The sequence below is a fragment of the Thalassotalea sp. G20_0 genome, from assembly GCF_017744175.1.
In the GTDB taxonomy this organism is placed as follows: Bacteria; Pseudomonadota; Gammaproteobacteria; order Pseudomonadales; family Endozoicomonadaceae; genus Endozoicomonas.
In genome coordinates, this window is the sequence record NZ_JAGHQV010000038.1 from 1 (window position 1) to 15,897 (window position 15,897).

15 protein-coding genes and 2 pseudogenes are annotated in these 15,897 nt (G+C 49.1%); 4 read left to right on the forward strand and 13 right to left on the reverse strand.

Going from position 1 to position 15,897, the window contains the following annotated elements:
- The 3 genes from J7438_RS18825 to J7438_RS18835 all read right to left on the reverse strand — a co-directional run.
- Positions 1–812: IS1634 family transposase (locus J7438_RS18825; protein ID WP_209277773.1), on the reverse strand; the 812-nt coding region annotated here is incomplete at its 3' end.
- Between the two features lie 108 nt (positions 813–920).
- Positions 921–2,267 carry a glutamine synthetase family protein gene (locus J7438_RS18830; protein WP_209277774.1) on the reverse strand — a complete coding sequence of 449 codons (1,347 nt, stop codon included), beginning with the start codon at positions 2,265–2,267 and terminating at the stop codon, positions 921–923.
- 25 nt (positions 2,268–2,292) lie between these two features.
- Positions 2,293–3,081: a gamma-glutamyl-gamma-aminobutyrate hydrolase family protein gene (locus J7438_RS18835; RefSeq protein ID WP_209277775.1), complete on the reverse strand. Its 789-nt coding sequence runs from the start codon at positions 3,079–3,081 to the stop codon at positions 2,293–2,295.
- 108 nt (positions 3,082–3,189) lie between these two features.
- On the opposite strand from J7438_RS18835, the gene J7438_RS18840 reads away from it, so the two are divergent.
- Positions 3,190–3,360 (forward strand): XapX domain-containing protein, encoded by a 171-nt coding sequence (locus tag J7438_RS18840; RefSeq protein ID WP_209203337.1) that lies wholly within the window; start codon positions 3,190–3,192, stop codon positions 3,358–3,360.
- Positions 3,361–3,386: 26 nt separating this feature from the next.
- Here J7438_RS18840 and J7438_RS18845 read toward each other — a convergent pair.
- Positions 3,387–4,019 (reverse strand): annotated as a pseudogene (locus J7438_RS18845) (aminotransferase class III-fold pyridoxal phosphate-dependent enzyme); the annotation flags it as partial.
- Positions 4,020–4,111: 92 nt separating this feature from the next.
- On the opposite strand from J7438_RS18845, the pseudogene J7438_RS18850 reads away from it, so the two are divergent.
- A pseudogene (locus J7438_RS18850) lies at positions 4,112–5,378 on the forward strand (aldehyde dehydrogenase family protein).
- On the opposite strand, the gene J7438_RS18855 reads toward J7438_RS18850, so the two are convergent.
- Positions 5,367–6,269, reverse strand: coding sequence for a protein kinase domain-containing protein (locus J7438_RS18855; RefSeq protein WP_209277777.1), 903 nt, complete (start codon positions 6,267–6,269; stop codon positions 5,367–5,369). The pseudogene J7438_RS18850 and the gene J7438_RS18855 sit on opposite strands and share 12 nt — an antisense overlap.
- Before the next feature lie 406 nt (positions 6,270–6,675).
- Here J7438_RS18855 and J7438_RS18860 point away from each other — a divergent pair, with 406 nt between their 5' ends.
- Positions 6,676–7,974 carry an NAD(P)/FAD-dependent oxidoreductase gene (locus J7438_RS18860; RefSeq protein WP_209277778.1) on the forward strand — a complete coding sequence of 433 codons (1,299 nt, stop codon included), beginning with the start codon at positions 6,676–6,678 and terminating at the stop codon, positions 7,972–7,974.
- A gap of 94 nt (positions 7,975–8,068) precedes the next feature.
- Here J7438_RS18860 and J7438_RS18865 read toward each other — a convergent pair whose 3' ends face one another.
- The 8 genes from J7438_RS18865 to J7438_RS18900 form a co-directional block, all read right to left on the reverse strand.
- Positions 8,069–8,560, reverse strand: coding sequence for a DUF2753 family protein (locus tag J7438_RS18865; protein WP_209203332.1), 492 nt, complete (start codon positions 8,558–8,560; stop codon positions 8,069–8,071).
- 487 nt (positions 8,561–9,047) lie between these two features.
- Positions 9,048–9,632 carry a DJ-1/PfpI family protein gene (locus J7438_RS18870; protein ID WP_209277779.1) on the reverse strand — a complete coding sequence of 195 codons (585 nt, stop codon included), beginning with the start codon at positions 9,630–9,632 and terminating at the stop codon, positions 9,048–9,050.
- 5 nt (positions 9,633–9,637) lie between these two features.
- Positions 9,638–10,183, reverse strand: coding sequence for a FlgO family outer membrane protein (locus J7438_RS18875; RefSeq protein ID WP_209277780.1), 546 nt, complete (start codon positions 10,181–10,183; stop codon positions 9,638–9,640).
- Positions 10,183–10,851: a hypothetical protein gene (locus tag J7438_RS18880; protein WP_209277781.1), complete on the reverse strand. Its 669-nt coding sequence runs from the start codon at positions 10,849–10,851 to the stop codon at positions 10,183–10,185. The genes J7438_RS18875 and J7438_RS18880 overlap by 1 nt, the downstream gene beginning before the upstream one ends.
- 165 nt (positions 10,852–11,016) lie before the next feature.
- Complete coding sequence (gene cutA / locus J7438_RS18885) at positions 11,017–11,328, reverse strand: divalent-cation tolerance protein CutA (protein ID WP_209277782.1); 312 nt, start codon at positions 11,326–11,328, stop codon at positions 11,017–11,019.
- Positions 11,329–11,460: 132 nt separating this feature from the next.
- Positions 11,461–12,519 carry a methyltransferase domain-containing protein gene (locus J7438_RS18890; protein WP_209277783.1) on the reverse strand — a complete coding sequence of 353 codons (1,059 nt, stop codon included), beginning with the start codon at positions 12,517–12,519 and terminating at the stop codon, positions 11,461–11,463.
- A 37-nt stretch (positions 12,520–12,556) separates the two neighbouring features.
- Positions 12,557–13,402, reverse strand: a complete 846-nt coding sequence (locus J7438_RS18895) for an MIP/aquaporin family protein (protein ID WP_209277784.1) — start codon at positions 13,400–13,402, stop codon at positions 12,557–12,559.
- Positions 13,403–13,763: 361 nt separating this feature from the next.
- Entirely contained in the window at positions 13,764–14,252 is a 489-nt protein-coding gene (locus J7438_RS18900; RefSeq protein ID WP_209277785.1) for a hypothetical protein, read from the reverse strand.
- A gap of 189 nt (positions 14,253–14,441) precedes the next feature.
- Between J7438_RS18900 and J7438_RS18905 the strand changes: the two genes are divergently transcribed.
- Positions 14,442–15,821, forward strand: coding sequence for a DEAD/DEAH box helicase (locus J7438_RS18905; RefSeq protein WP_209277786.1), 1,380 nt, complete (start codon positions 14,442–14,444; stop codon positions 15,819–15,821).
- Positions 15,822–15,897: the final 76 nt, after the last annotated feature.

Consider the following 15,897-nt stretch of genomic DNA (forward strand, 5'->3'; position numbering starts at 1 on the left):
TCATAGCCTTCAACAGGCTCCAGTGCCATGGCAGGCGCTTTGCTGACCAGCTCCCTGGCATCCTTGATATTCAGCGGCACCCGGGAGATAAACAGCTGTTTTTGCTTATCAAGCAACTGGAGGGTTTCAGCAACGTACATGGCTGCATCTGCAACCAGATAACGGATATTCAAAGCCGACTTAAAACACGACAAATAATTTTTGATAATTTCCTGAAAGCAAGTCTTGTCGTTTACATTACTGCTCGCAGGTGCCATAAACACAGGGATACCCGCCTCATTTTCGGTGATTAGCTGCAAGACAACCTGATTCAGGTCAGGTCGGTGATCACGGCTGTAGCCGCGGCAGATATGGATGCAGTTCAAGTCATCAGGGTTTTCATTACTGTTATAGACACCGTCTGTATGAAAACTGATGCCGTCCAGGTTTAATGCCTTGCAGGTCAGCTTTAGATGGTTGACGAACTTAATGGCAAGATTCAGGTATAAGTCACTGACGCCAACGTCATAAAGACTGTCGAGAGAGCGGCCAAGTATTTTGTCGTTTAAGTGTTCTGCCTGTATGCCTTCCCCGATGAGGCGATCAATCGGCTTGTCCTCAAAAAACTCAGGGACCAGGTAGAGGGTCTGCCCTGTAAAGCCCAGCCCATTGATGATCATTGCAACCACAGCCTGTCCAATGGTGACATTGTGTGCCTCCGAGTCATTGGTTATGTGTGCGTCGAAATATTCGGCTATCTTTAGCTCCCGGCACATGGCGGCAACCAAGCCAAGATGATTAAGGTTCTTAAACTGGTATTGAACTGGCGGCATATCGGTGTTCCTGAAGATCTGATCAGTCCTTTGACATCAGATTTCAGGAAAATATCAATCGGGGTGGTGAAAGACAGTCATAGAGTTGTTCCTGGTTTAATTATTTTTCTAAACGGTCATCTGCAGATATTCACGCTCCCAGGAGCTGATAATCTCTTTGAAGTTCTGGTATTCAGTGCGCTTCACTTCAACATAGGAACGAACAAAGCGTCTCCCCAGGGTTTTTTTGAGAATTTCACTCTGTTCCATCAGCTCAAGGGCTTCCTCAAGATTAAGTGGAAGTCTTTTGTCGTTAGAATCATCAGAGGCATTTCCGGTAACGGCTTGTGTTGGCTCTGCAGCATTAACCATGCCAAGGTAACCACAAAGCAGTGATGCCGCAAAGGCGAGGTATGGGTTGGCGTCAGCCCCTGCCAGCCTGTTTTCAACACGGCGGTTGGCAGGAGATGAGTCAGGAATTCTCAGACTGACAGTCCGGTTATCAATACCCCAGGCCAGATTTACCGGCGCAGAGGTGTCCCTGAGAAAACGACGGTAGGAGTTTACGTTCGGCGCAAAAAGAGGCATGGCTTCCGAGACATACTGCTGAAGTCCGCCAATATAGTGGTAAATCATCTTGCTGGGGGAGCCATCTTCGTTGCTGAAAATGTTGTTTCCCTGTTTATCCAGGATACTCTGGTGCAGGTGCATGGAGCTGCCCGGTTCACCACTGATGGGCTTGGCCATAAAAGTGGCATTAATCTTATGTTTTAATGCCGCTTCCCGTACTGTGCGTTTAAATATAAATACCTGGTCTGCCAGAGACAGCGCATCACCGTGACGGAAGTTGATTTCCATCTGGGCCGCACCTTCTTCGTGAATCAGGGTATCTACATCCAGCCCCTGCTGTTCACTCCAGTCGTAAACATCTTCAAAGAGAGGGTCATATTCATTGGCAGCGTCAATGCTATAGGATTGGCGGCCAGACTCAGGACGCCCGGATCGGCCAACCGGCGGCTGCAACGGGTGGTCCGGATTAGCGGTGCGTTTGGTCAGGTAAAATTCCAGTTCAGGTGCCACGACGGGCTTCCAGCCTTTGGCTTCATAAAGCGCCAGAACGTTTTTCAGTACTGCCCTTGGTGCCATGCTGATCAGGTTGCCCTGCTTATCGTAACAGTCATGGATAACCAGCGCCGTTGGCTCCAGTGCCCATGGTACCATATGGACAGCGGACTCATCGGGTTTGAGAATCATATCGATTTCAGCGGCATTCATCAGCTCATAGTAGATTTCATCATCGACGTAATCTCCGGTCACCCCCTGAATCAGCAAACTTTCCGGCAGTCGTATGCCTTTTTCGGCAATAAACTTGCTACTGGGCATAATCTTGCCACGGGCGATACCGGTAAAATCGGATATGACCGCTTCGACCTCGGTGATTCTCTGCGCTTTTAACCAGCTGGCCAGCTTTTTCATAGTATCCTTGCTTATGGTTATGTTTTTAGTGATGACGAGGCAATCGTTGGTCATGCCTTGTACGACAGGCTTCGGCAAATGCCTGATAGATCTTCATGGAAAACAGACTATCTTCAGCCCTGTATTCCGGGTGCCATTGAACGGCGAGTGCAAAGTTTTTGCTGTTTTCAACGGAAATGGCTTCGATCAGGCCATCCGGCGCGCAGGCTTCAACTTTCAGGCCTGCACCGAGGCGATCAATGCCCTGCATATGCACGGAATTGACCATTTGCTCACCAGTACCCGCGATAGCAGCAAGTATACCTTCGGGCTCAATAATGATGGGGTGGGCTGGTCCATACTGTACCGCTAACGGTGCTTTTTTATCTTCACGGTGCTCCTGGTATTGGCCGGTTGTGTGCAGTGTCGCGTGCAGTGTTCCACCAAATGCCACATTCATTTCCTGCAACCCACGACAGATGCCTAATAAAGGAATACCCAGTGCTATGGCATCAGGGATAAGTTGCAGAGTTGTGTTATCTCTCTGGCTATCATGGTGTGCGCTTTCTTGTGAAACAGCAGAGTTAGCCGGTGCACCGCCGTAGCGCCGGGGTTCAATATTTGAATAAGCACCAGTAACCAGCAGGCCGTCAAGCTGTGAAAGAATGTCCTGACTATCCATGGGAACAGGCAGAGAAGGGATGATAACAGGGATGGCATTGGCAGCATGAACAACAGAGGTGAGATATTTTTCTCCAGCCTGATGTACACGGTGCAGGCCATCCATTGCCGTGTCTGCTGTGACACCGATCAGTGGCCGGGTATCTGTTTTCATAATCCACCTTATTATGTTGCTTAAGCTTCGCTTCCCTGAATCAGACTTCAGGGGCTGTTTTCATGGACTAATATAAGGTTTTCCTGCTGTTTCTTCTGGTGCCACCTGATGAACGAAGCCCTTATTGCTACAGCTACTGGTTTTGCCGTAGGTATGCTCTTCAGCTACTTCCGCTTGCCGATCCCTGCTCCCCCTGTACTGTCAGGTGTTACAGGGATCGTGGGTGTCTATCTGGGACATGTCTGCTTTCAGTTTTTGATCACACGTTTTTTCAGTTAGTTTATTGATTGATCCGGCGCTGAAAATCAACGGTCTTTGGCCTGATGGGAAAACAGGATACCTTCACGGAGAGCCGATACCAGCTGCTCAATATGTGCAGGTTCAATGATCAGAGGTGGTGACATCGCCAGTAAGTCGCCAGCCCAACGCACGAGCACGCCATTTTCGTAGATGTGCCTGAAGATTTTATAACCCCGTTCCCCGGGCTTGCCCTGTTCCGGTGCAAGCTCAATGGCCGCAACCAGTCCGGTGTTGCGAATATCGATCACATTGGGCAGATCCTTCAGGCTCAGCAGGGCATCGGCAAACAGGTCTTCCAACGCTATAGCCCGTTCAAACAAACCCTCTGTCTGATAAATATCAAGGGCTGCCAGGCCTGCGGCACAGGCAACCGGGGGGCCTGAATAGGTATAGCCGTGGAATAGCTCAATCCTGTTTTTGGGACCAGTCATGAATGTGTCGTGTATTTGATCGCTGACCAAGACGGCACCCATGGGGATGGTCCCGTTGGTAAGTCCTTTTGCTGTGGTCATAATGTCAGGCTCAACCCCCCAGCGCTCGGAAGCAAGGGCTGTACCAACCCGACCAAAGCCGGTAATGACTTCATCAAAAATCAGCAGAATGCCGTGCTTTCGAGTGATTTCAAACAGTGTGTACAATATTTCAAACAATCTGTATTGAATCAAGTACTGCATTTCGTTAATGTGCTTTTATCAACAAATGCCCTCAAACAATAACAACAGGAGCAGTTATGGCGACCAGAGCGCGCGGGCAATGGCAGGCTATGGCCGATGGGCTGGAGCTCCGCCATCAGGCCTGGATCAACGGTGAATACACTGATGCTGCCAGTGGTGACACCTTTGATTGTTTCTCTCCTGTGGATGGCAGGCTTCTGACCCGTGTAGCCAGCTGTGATGAAACGGATGTCAATCGTGCGGTTGCTGCTGCCCGTTCAACGTTTGAGTCTGGCGTCTGGTCCCGCAAATCTCCGGTCGCCCGCAAAAAAATTCTTCAGGCCTTTGCCCGCAAAATTGATCAGCATCTGGAGGAGCTGGCGCTGCTGGAATCGATTGATATGGGTAAGCCCATCAGCGATGCCCTGGGTGATGATATTCCGGGCAGTGCCAACTGTATTCGCTGGTGTGCCGAGGCCATCGATAAAATATACGACGAAGTAGCTCCGGTTGGTGAGGACAGTCTTGCCCTGGTGACCAGGGAGGCGGTAGGGGTTGTTGCTGCCATTGTTCCCTGGAACTTCCCATTAAGCATGGCCTCCTGGAAACTGGGGCCGGCACTGGCCACCGGTAACAGTGTGATTCTCAAGCCTTCAGAAAAGTCCCCATGTTATTTTTGCTGATGCCCCCGACCTTGAAAAAGCAGCCAGCTATGCTGCCATGGCTATCGGTTATAATCAGGGCGAAGTATGTACTGCCGGGTCGCGGCTCCTGGTGGAAGCTTCAATACACGACGAGTTTATAACACTGCTGAAAAAGTATATGGCCACCTGGCGACCCGGTCACCCCCTGGACCCTGAAACCAGGTCCGGTGCCATCGTCGATGATACCCAGACCCGCAATGTGCTCCGCTATATCGAAACCGGCAGGCAGGAAGGCGCAAAGCTGGTGATGGGGGGAAGCCGGGTTATGGAGGAAACGGGTGGTTACTATATCGAACCCACGGTGTTTGACCAGGTTGATAATCAGATGACCATTGCCCGTGAAGAGATCTTTGGGCCGGTGCTGTCGGTTATTACCTTCCATGATGAGGAGGAGGCAATCCGCATTGCCAATGACAGCGACTACGGCCTTGCGGCAGCACTCTGGACCGGTAATCTTGGCAAAGCGCATCGGGTAGCCAGGCGACTCAGGGCCGGTTCAGTGTTTATCAATAACTACCATGGTGGCGATATGACGGTGCCTTTTGGTGGCTATAAGCAATCCGGTAATGGTCGGGATAAGTCGCTCCACGCCTTTGATAAATACACGGAGTTGAAAACTACCTGGATTTCACTGCTCTAGGCCTGCTAACCGGTCCAACGCTGCTTTCGCTTCTGGCAATGCCATTCGCTGTCTCGGTTGACGAAACAGCGAAAGCATGATGTTCAACAATTCAGGATGAAAAAATCTGAATCTTGACAGCATGTATGACCTTTTTTGTGCCTCATTTTTTTTATTGAAACGGATGATTTCCTTATAAACCTCAGAGTGATCGTTTGAGTTATATAATCGTATTCCGGTGGATACAACAAATAGAAGCACCCCGAGTGACCAGGCATCTACGGTATAATTATATCTACTCTCAGAGAGAATCTCGGGGGCAACATAGTCAACAGTGCCACAGAGGGTTCTGGTATAATCGTCCTTTTTCAGGTGTTTGGTGAGCCCCATATCGGTTAGCTTTACAATGCTTTCTTCCCCCAGGGCTTTTGGGGGGGCATAAAGTATATTGTCGGGCTTAATATCCCGATACACCAAATTCTGATCATGAATACACATTAATGCGGCACAGATTTTTCTGCCAATATCAACTGCAAGGTCTAGACCGGGTTGGACTTTTTTATTCACAAGGCTTTCACACAGGTCAATGGCATCAATATATTCGAGAACGCAGGCCATGGGCCTGTAGAGAGCCAGAGAAAAATCGGGATCTCCGTGTTGGATCAAACGATATTCATTTTTAGCCTCTCGCCGTACTAAAACCGCCAGAGTTTTAACAATATTCGGATGATCCGGAATATTCAGCCCTGATATCTCTCCGTTTTTCTGCTGAATGAGTTTCCGCTCTATTGAGGCTGTTTTATCTTTTAACAGCTTCACAGCGATGGTTTGTTGTCCATCCGATACTTTTTTTACCACAGAAGACCCTCCTTCGTTGATTTTTCTGCTTTCCACCGGTTCTTTCAGGGGCAAGCGCTGCACTATCACCTGTTCGGTTTCACTCAGTGGGGTGTAGTGGCGACTGGCTCTTTTATTGATCGGTGCCTTTTCAGATAGAGGAAGGTCAATGGATTCTCCGGTAATTTTTCCGGTGATCGCTACTCCATCATCCGGTTTTACCGAATATTGATTGTGTTTCGCAGGACACGCTCTTGCTTCAACGGTTCCCGGGGGCGGGTTTGTGCTGAAAGATAGTTGTTTGCCGGGTTCCTTGAGGGGTGTCATAAAAAAAGCTCGTCATTAGTACTCAATATTTGACTCTGACACAGACTGAAAATTCCCTTGATATATCAGGGGCCCTGAGGAATAGTTCGTGAGGAATAGTTTGCTGAAATTCTGCCTCTTGAAAAAGTTGAAATATAAGAACAGGCAATGATTTATGAAACTCAAAGCACCTGTACATACCGAAGCCCATGCGCAGTCTTACTACGCCGAGTCACTGAACTTTGCAACAGATTATCCGGTGCTGGAAGGTAGCCTGACCGTTGATGTCTGTGTGGTTGGTGGTGGGTTCTCCGGCGTCGCTACAGCCCTGGAACTGGCCGAGCGTGGCTATCACGTTGCGGTTCTGGAGGCACGGAAAATCGGTTGGGGGGCAACCGGGCGAAATGGCGGTCAGCTGATTCGGGGGATGGGGGAAGAGCCGGAGCAGTTTCGCAACCAGATTGGTACCGATGGGGTCGAGGCAATCCATCGAATGGGGTTTGAGGCGGTTGAGCTGGTGCGCGATCGGGTCCGGAAATACGGCATTCAGTGTGACTTGAAAATGGGGTATGTGGATGCGGCAATCAAGCCAAAACAGATGGCCGGGATTACGGAAGACTATGAGTCCCTGAAGGCACGGCATTATGCCCATGAGCTACGGCTGCTATCACAGGATGATATCAAACAATATGTCAATACTGACCGGTATATTGGTGGCATGCTGGACTCGGGAAGTGGTCATTTGCACCCATTGAATCTCTGTCTGGGTGAGGCGCGTGTCGCTGAGGGATTAGGGGTACAGTTTTTCGAATATTCACCGGTGGTGAAAATCCATAAGGGTAACCTGCCCGGGGTCGAAACGGCGAAAGGTTCGGTAACCTGCCAGTTCCTGGTATTGGCAGGGAATGCCTACCTGGGGAACCTGGAACCCAAGATTGGCGGGAAAGTGTTACCTGCGGGCAGTTATATCATTGCCACAGAACAACTGGAGGACAGGGTTTGGCAAAACCTGATACCACAAGACACGGCTGTCTGTGATGTCAGCCTTGCCCTGGATTACTTCCGCCTTTCTGCGGATAAACGACTGTTGTTTGGTGGTATGTGCAATTACTCCGGGCGGGATCCAAAAGATATTGTCGCATCGCTTCGCCCGAAAATGTTGCAGGTCTTTCCTCAGCTGGAAATTGTCGCTATTGAATACCAGTGGGGCGGCATGATCGGGATTGGTGCCAACCGCATGCCACAGATTGGTCGATCAGGGGCAAACATTTACTTTGCCCAGGCCTATTCTGGCCACGGGGTCAATGCCACCCATATGGCGGGGAGGGTGCTGGCAGAGGCTATTTCCGGCCAGGCAGAACGGTTTGATGTGTTTGCCAGTATTCGTCATATCACTTTTCCCGGTGGGCGCTATTTCCGTTCGCCTTTACTGGCCCTTGGGATGCTGTGGTATCGGCTGAAAGAGATGGTTTAGCCTGCACAGGGCGTTGATAACGCTGAACAGCCATTTTGGGTTTTTTTTCTCCATGAGACCTGGCCTCAGGCAAAGTGCAAACGCCCCCTCCGGGTCAGTGAATTGTCCTATCCGTTGGGGAAGACTGGTTAACAATATGGTTTTGGTTACTGTGTAAGTATTGTAGATCCGGCCAACTGAGACTTAGCCACTCTTTGGCCTCATCGAGATAATGTTGACAGCACTTACAGATACGATGCTTTTTGGAAAACTCCAGCAGCGGTATCACAGTACACTTCAGAGCCTTGAATAACGGAGGCTGAAATGCCTCAGATAATCCTCCTGACTTTATCAGTGTGATAATCCTCCGGTAAGGGAAAACCAGAAATTCACTGGCCTTCTGGGGGATCTTCTGATTTTCATAAAGGGCTGCCAGATTATGCATGGCAGCAATCCACGCCATCATTAACTGAGGATTATCCAGATCCTTGAACCATTCATGTTCCAGCATCCGGGCAGCGTCCAGATAAGCTGTTTCAGCTGACCGCCATTTGCATTGATGAAAATTAACATTCCCTTGATGAAGCTTCTGTTGCCACTGGTTCACTGTCTGGGTCCCGTATTGATTAATTTATTTTAATGAGAATAATTATCATTTGTATTATAAAAAGTGGCTGATGTAAACTTTTCCTGCAAAATTGTTTGGAACAACAGGAGGTGATTGGGTCAGACCAGTGGCGAAGAGACTGCTCTGGGAAATCCAGGAGACTGGTTTTTACTTTGATCCCGGCAAGAAATGAGCCGTTTAAATGATGAGCGTTGTAGTCTGCGATCTGATTGAATCAATCTGCCCATGATTTTATCTCGTATTCAATGGATTATAATCAATTCATTGAATATTCGGATCATGATCGAAGCATGGCGGTTTACTTTGCCCAATCGGCAGCGTTATCAATGGCTTTCTTTTCTGCAGCGGGTGGCCTGACTGGACTGCTCAACATTGGTAAATCATTGTACGACAGGGCATGCAGTCACTTGGTATCATAGTTACGATGACTGTGTTTATCTTTTCCTGAAAGCGGTACTTGATACTGTCAGGCCTTTTGCCAGTCGAAATCCATTTGTCTGGCGGTCTTTTCTGCCAGCACCTCACTGTGTAAGCGACTGACAATATGCAGGCTCATATCAATACCCGCAGAAATACCCGCTGACGTGATAACAGAGCCTTCATCCACCCAACGGACGTTGCTGATAACGTTGAGATCAGGGAACTGTGTTTGCAAATCCGGAATATCTTCCCAGTGAGTGGTGATATTCTGCTGGTTGCTCAGTAAACCGGCTGCTGCCATCAGGAAAGCGCCGGTACAAACCGAAGCGTTCAGTTTGGTCTGTTGTCCCTGAGAATAAATCCATTGTAAAACACCGGGCTTATCCATTTCTGCGTTGTGCACACCACCGACAACCACCAGCAGGTCAATTGAGGGGTGGTTGTGAAACCCGTAATCCGGTTGAACCCGGTAACCTCCCCTGGCAGTGACCAGCTTGCCGGATTCACTGACCAGAAAAGGCCTGAAAGCTGTTCCGTTGGGAGAGAGGCGTGCCGCAGTGGTAAACACTTCAAAAGGACCAGAGAAGTCCAGAACTTCAGCCTGGTCATAAATAAAAATACCTGTATTCATTATTATCAGTAACGACGGTTGCTCACTAATAAACGAATATCTGCGTCCATTGGAATCTGGAAATCGGCAGTGGAAATAACATGTTTTGTACTGGTATCAATCATTCTTGCGCTGATATAGACAGTTGAGCTGCCAACAGCATATGTGCCAGTTACAATAGCATCAGCATTATAGGACTTACTGAGATTATCCAGATTTCTTGAAAGACTGAACTCCCCCGCCTTGAAGTCATCAATAAAAACGCTATCCCGCATTTTGATTTCGATCAAATCATAACCAATATCCGATAAAGCGGATGAAAGCTGTTCTCCAAGAACACGACCCAGAGTAGTTGTATTACTGAGCTGGTTAATATCTGCAAGACTTGTCGAAAGAATAGTAGCCCCAACCGGTAATTCATCCTGTGCCTTTTTAGCCATGGCCGTCGCTGCCAGCTGACTGATTTTTACCAGATCAATTCTTTCTGTTTTTTTGTGGCTTTTGTTTGAGCACCCGGCCATCAGAACGGTAGAAAGCAGTGCAATGATAATTTTTGCAGTGAGTGAATTCATTATTTTTCTACTCCCTGTCCATCATTTTTGGTCAGATTGACAACTGCTGACTTTTTGTACTGCCGGATCGCCATATCAGGAATATAGTAGGAGTTAGTTTCTGAAAATTGAATTTGGTAGCCGTCGACAATACGGGTTGTAATCACAACTTCTGTATTGGTTTTGGAGGGAAACATTTTGTTGACGTCATAAGCTATCGAAAGAGGGATTACGCCATAGCCAATACCTTCAGCAACGCTTAAATCATCACCAAGTTCAGCCAGTGCCCATAGGAAGCCAGCAGTACCGGTTGTGGCAAAGTGTGTGCCCATATCTCTATCATTTGAGTGCCTGACAACCTGAACATCCAGTTCCATTGAAAGGCTGGTAGAGTTTGAGGTCATAACCGTTGCGCCGCGCTTGACCAACGCACTGGATACTTGTTGTGTGAATACTTTGCTAAAAGTTGATTTACTCTGCTCCAAATCGATATATACCGGCTGAGACGCGAGGTCCGCATTGGCCATAATCTGTCCGGATAAATGTTCGGCTATCACTCCCCAATGCTGAGCAGATTGAAGTTTGACCTGAGGGCTTTGATCAATGGTTGTTGCTTTCGGGATAGGAGAACAACCCACTGCCGCCAACAGACACGCGACCACGACTGGGTACATAACTTTTCTGTTCACAAATGCATCCTTAACTTTGCTTTTCTCATACCATGCGGCATGTTTTATATTTATTTTATAGGTTTACGGCTCAGAAGGATTGTACAGACTCCTATAACTCTGACAAACAAAAACAAGATAAATGTACTAAATGAAGTATTTGCTTTGATCTTGCCAGTATATTTTTTACTGGCCGTTGACCACCGTTTCTTCCCTTACCCAATCAAGGTACTCTGGCAGGCCGTTTTCTATGGGTATCTGAATCACCTGTGGCACATCATAGCTGTGTTCAGCTTTCAGGTATTGCTCCAGTGCCTGATAACGCTCACAGGTGGTTTTAATACGAAGCAGTACTTCCGGGTCGGATTGAACTCCACCATCCCATCGATAATGGCTGTGGATTGGACTGCTCTGAACGCAGGCAGCCAGGCGCTTTTCAATGATGGCCCTGGCATGGGTGTCGGCTTCCTGTTGATTGGGGCAGGTGGTCAGTACCATGCAAAAACCGCTGGATGGTTTTATGGGCATTTGGCAACCGGTTAACAATATAACTAATAGCGGAAAGAAAGCGTTGTAACTCACTGGCCTGGTAATCTATCAGGTTCATGGATCAATGGATAGGGCTGACCCTCAACCGCAACCGCCAGTTGTGCAATCAGTCTCATTATCAATGGCTGCCGGGAGACAGTTGAAAGGGCCATAATGGGTCTTCCGGTTGCCATGCACGGTAAAATGGCTGCCATAGCGGGTATCCTGCACCATGGCTGCGGTATTGCCACAGACCAGCATCGGTTTGCCATTGATAAAGCGGTGATGGTCGTCCAGTTGGAAAAAGTGAGGGTGTTCCGGCAGGGTACCGTTGTAAATGGCCACCTGACCATAGTCTTCACAGATATCTTCAAGGTTATCCAGTTTGAACACCCGAACGGTCAGGGATTGAAAATCGATATTGCCAATTTTCTCCTCGATTTGCTGGTTGGCAATGGTGATCGGGCTGGCAGAAAGCAACCGGTAGTCCGGGTAACCCAGCCCGGTTAACAGACGACGGAAGTCTTCAATATAAAGAGCACCACTAAGGCATTCCCCCATCAGCACCGGGTCGTCTTTTAACGAGGCCGGTATTCGCTGACCGGCAAACACGTCACTGAAAAGCAGTTCGCCACCGGGTTTCAGTACCCGGAAAATCTCCCTGAATACCTCTTCCTTGTGGGGCGAAAGGTTTATCACGCAGTTGGAAATCACCACATCCATGGAATTGTCTTCTATCCCCGGGGTTTGCAGATCTTCAATATAACCCTGTCTGAAGTCGATATTCGGTTGTTGAAAGCCAAACTTCTCCATCATCGAGGGAATATGCCCGGTGGCCACCATTAATTGCTCGTCGGTCATATCGATACCGATAACCTGGCCCTGTTCTCCTACCAGACTGGCAAGAATATAACTGTCCCTGCCGGTACCGCAGCCAAGATCCAGTACCCGGCATCCTTCCAGGGCCGATGGGATCGGCGATCCGCAGCCATAAAAACGGTCCGTAATGGCCGGGTCGATCTGCTTCAGGATAGCCCGTACACGGGCTGGCATGGTGCCGGGATCGGAACAGCAGGCATTGGTTTTAAGATCCGTGGTGCCGCCAAGAACGCGGCCGTAGTACTCCTTCAGGACCTGATGATTACTGGAGTGGTTATGCATTGTTCTCGCCTTGGTCAATGTACATGAATCAGGGGTGCTATTTGTCCGGGGATGTTGTTCTGTCAATTTTGCCAGGTTCTTCCGCTGTCGTGTTTTTCATCAGCGGCTCAACAATACCCATAAAACATAAAGCGGCTATAACTCCCCCGGTAATCGGACCCGCAACATATACGGTCAAAAAACCATAATGCTTATCGGGAAACGCCGCGCGCTCCCAGCCGAACAGAGAGGCCAGCAGTCGGGGTGATAAATCTCTGGCCGGGTTGAGTCCTGCCTGGGTCAGTGGCGCAATAATCGAGATAATGGCGGTGACGGTTAAACCGATAAACAGGGGGGCGAGGGCCTGGTCCGGTCGCCCGGTGTTGCAGCCTTCGGTCAGGACGAGAATCATAAAGACCAGGGCAAAGGTACCGGTACATTCGGCAAAAAATGCATTGACAGTGGACACGGAGGCAACCTGCCCGGCCATGGGGTTGGGATAATACTCACCAAACATCATGGCACTGGCTATGGATGACTCGGTACCACGGACAATGTTATGGGTCAGTTCATACTGCATGATTGAGCTGGAGAAGAGCAGGTACAGCAGGGCGGCTGCCACAAATGCACCGGCAAACTGGGCAACCAGATAGCAGGGCAGTAATGTCATGGACATCCGGCGACTGACTACCATGGCAATGCTCACAGCCGGATTAAGGTGAGCACAGGAGAGACGACGAGTAGCGTATATGGCCAGGGTGACTGCCAGCCCCCAGACCATGGCCACCTGAAACAGTCCTGCATGGGCAGAAAATAGCACCGTCACGGCCACTGAACCACAGCCAAACAAGACGAGGATAAACGTACCTATAAACTCTCCGGCAAAGCCCTTTAGATAATTCATGGGTATAAGTTAAATTGTTCAACGTTCGTTTTATCGTCTTACATATCTTGCAAAACCGTACCTTGCAAAACCATATTTTGCTGACTTCTTGAGCATGGATCGGAACACGCTTCTCATAAACTGTCCAGATTATCCGACAAGGTTATTACCAACCACAGGCGGAGCATCACTTCCATTTTCTCTGAAATCTCCTTAAGGAAGTTGACCGTCCTCGTCTCTCTCGTTTGGTTACAGCAACTAAAAACTAGCTGTTTTTTTCTATACTGCAAACAAATGTCAGTACTGGAACTGAGACTGCAGAAGATCAATATTAACAATCGAAGTACCGGACAATCGCTTTAATGATAGGGAAACCATCAGTCTAAGGGCTGTAAGGTGGTGGCGATTCTATAGGAGTGTATGCTGGTGGCGGTCCTGGATAGTTTTGCAACGTAGCCGGGTAATTGTCTGGTTCTACTTCACTGGGTATTTCTGTCGCTTCAGGATCATGGCTGATAACCCGGGATAACTCTACTGATGGGGGCTCGGTTGCTGTGTGCCGACGCTGACGACAACGATACACCTCCGAGGCGGCACCACCAACAGCCAAACCAACATAACTACCTACGGTCAAAGATACACAAATACCAGCGAGGCTTGAGGAAATGATCAAACCCGGCACAACAAAAGACAGGCCTGCAGTTAGACCTACAGACAGACTCAAAGCTGTAATTTTTGACATTGAAACCGTTCGTCCAAAAACTTGATGCTTGCAAAATATCTGTTCTGAATTACCCATCTGCTCATTGGCTGCCGCCGCCTGAGGCTGGAGCATTGGCACAGATGTAGCTAATGATCTTGTTGGTTGCATGAAATTATCCTGAATAGCTTGTATCCTTATCAATCTGACTTTGAATGCAGAAAAAAGTTCTTTATTCTCAGGTTCCTCTCCTTCGAAAAGTTCCCGCGTAATCCACAGGATGATTCATGTGGTAACAGAACAGCGGTAAACTGGCGAATATCAATCATTTTAGTTGTATGGCCCTTAATGAGACATTCCATGACCTTTGCCAACCTCGGGCTTTCCCTTCCGATCCTGCAAGCCATTACCGAACAGGGCTATAAACAGCCTTCTCCTATTCAGGCAGAAGCCATACCGGCGGTTCTGGCAGGGCAGGATGTTATGGCGGCGGCTCAGACAGGCACAGGTAAAACAGCCGGTTTTACGCTGCCGATACTGGAGCTGCTCAGTCGCGGCGAGCGGGCAAGGCCCAACCAGGTTCGTGCGCTGGTTCTGACGCCGACCCGAGAGCTGGCAGCCCAGGTGGCAGAGAGTGTTGCCACCTATGGTCGGCATTTGCCAATACGTTCCTCAGTGGTTTTTGGCGGGGTCAAAATCAACCCGCAAATGATGAATCTGAGACGTGGTGCCGATATCCTTGTTGCCACACCCGGGCGACTTCTGGATCTTTACAACCAGAATGCGGTGAAGTTCAAACATCTGGAAGTGCTGGTTCTGGATGAAGCAGACCGGATGCTGGATATGGGGTTTATTCACGATATTCGTCGTATTCTGGCGCTGTTGCCCCAGCAAAGACAGAACCTGATGTTTTCGGCAACGTTTTCCGATGAAATACGACAGCTGGCAAAAACCATTGTTCACCATCCCGTAGAGATTGACGTTTCTCCGCGCAATACAACGGCCAGAACGGTCAGGCAGTGTGTGTATCCGGTGGATAAAAGTAAAAAACCGGCACTGCTGACCCGGTTGATTAAAGAGCATAACTGGCAACAGGTGCTGGTTTTTACCCGGACCAAGCACGGTGCCAACCGCTTAACCCGTCATCTGGAAGGTAAAGGAATTCTGGCGGCGGCGATTCATGGCAATAAGAGCCAGGGAGCTCGTACCAAGGCTCTTGCTGATTTCAAAAATAATGACATTACGGCCCTGGTGGCAACGGATATCGCTGCCCGTGGGCTGGATATTGACCAGTTGCCACAGGTGGTGAACTTCGACCTGCCCAATGTGCCGGAGGATTATGTGCATCGTATCGGGCGAACAGGGCGCGCGGGGGCGGATGGTCATGCGGTTTCACTGGTCTGTGCCGATGAGAGCAAGCAGCTTCGGGACATTGAACGGTTGATCAATCAGCAGTTACCCAGGGAGATGATTTCCGGGTTTGAGCCGGTTAATGAGGTGCCGGTGACTCAGTTGTCCGGTAAGCCACCGAAACCTAAAAGGCCTAAAAAATCCAGGACTTCTCACAGGCCCGGACAGGAGAGTGGCGAAAACGGTAAGGCACCTAAGCAGCAGGCAGGTCAGAGTAGTGAAAGGAGAAAGTCCGGGGGAACGGGGTCAGGGCGTGTGTTTACCGAAAACCACCGCAGGCCGGGAAGGCGTAAAGTGACCAACCCAAAAAGCACTTCTGCTTCTGTATAAATATGACCTCATTCTCCCTGAGCTGAGGTCGTCAGGCTATGCCGGGGAACTATGCTATCTCTTTTAAGTCTAAAAG

Bases quoted from the DNA above. Each gene is read 5' to 3' on its own strand.
- J7438_RS18830 (WP_209277774.1), bottom strand. From the start codon at position 2,267: ATGAAAAAGCTGGCCAGCTGGTTAAAAGCGCAGAGAATCACCGAGGTC.
- J7438_RS18835 (WP_209277775.1), bottom strand. From the start codon at position 3,081: ATGAAAACAGATACCCGGCCACTGATCGGTGTCACAGCAGACACGGCA.
- J7438_RS18840 (WP_209203337.1), top strand. From the start codon at position 3,190: ATGAACGAAGCCCTTATTGCTACAGCTACTGGTTTTGCCGTAGGTATG.
- J7438_RS18860 (WP_209277778.1), top strand. From the start codon at position 6,676: ATGAAACTCAAAGCACCTGTACATACCGAAGCCCATGCGCAGTCTTAC.
- J7438_RS18870 (WP_209277779.1), bottom strand. From the start codon at position 9,632: ATGAATACAGGTATTTTTATTTATGACCAGGCTGAAGTTCTGGACTTC.
- J7438_RS18875 (WP_209277780.1), bottom strand. From the start codon at position 10,183: ATGAATTCACTCACTGCAAAAATTATCATTGCACTGCTTTCTACCGTT.
- cutA (WP_209277782.1), bottom strand. From the start codon at position 11,328: ATGGTACTGACCACCTGCCCCAATCAACAGGAAGCCGACACCCATGCC.
- J7438_RS18890 (WP_209277783.1), bottom strand. From the start codon at position 12,519: ATGCATAACCACTCCAGTAATCATCAGGTCCTGAAGGAGTACTACGGC.
- J7438_RS18895 (WP_209277784.1), bottom strand. From the start codon at position 13,402: ATGAATTATCTAAAGGGCTTTGCCGGAGAGTTTATAGGTACGTTTATC.
- J7438_RS18900 (WP_209277785.1), bottom strand. From the start codon at position 14,252: ATGCAACCAACAAGATCATTAGCTACATCTGTGCCAATGCTCCAGCCT.
- J7438_RS18905 (WP_209277786.1), top strand. From the start codon at position 14,442: ATGACCTTTGCCAACCTCGGGCTTTCCCTTCCGATCCTGCAAGCCATT.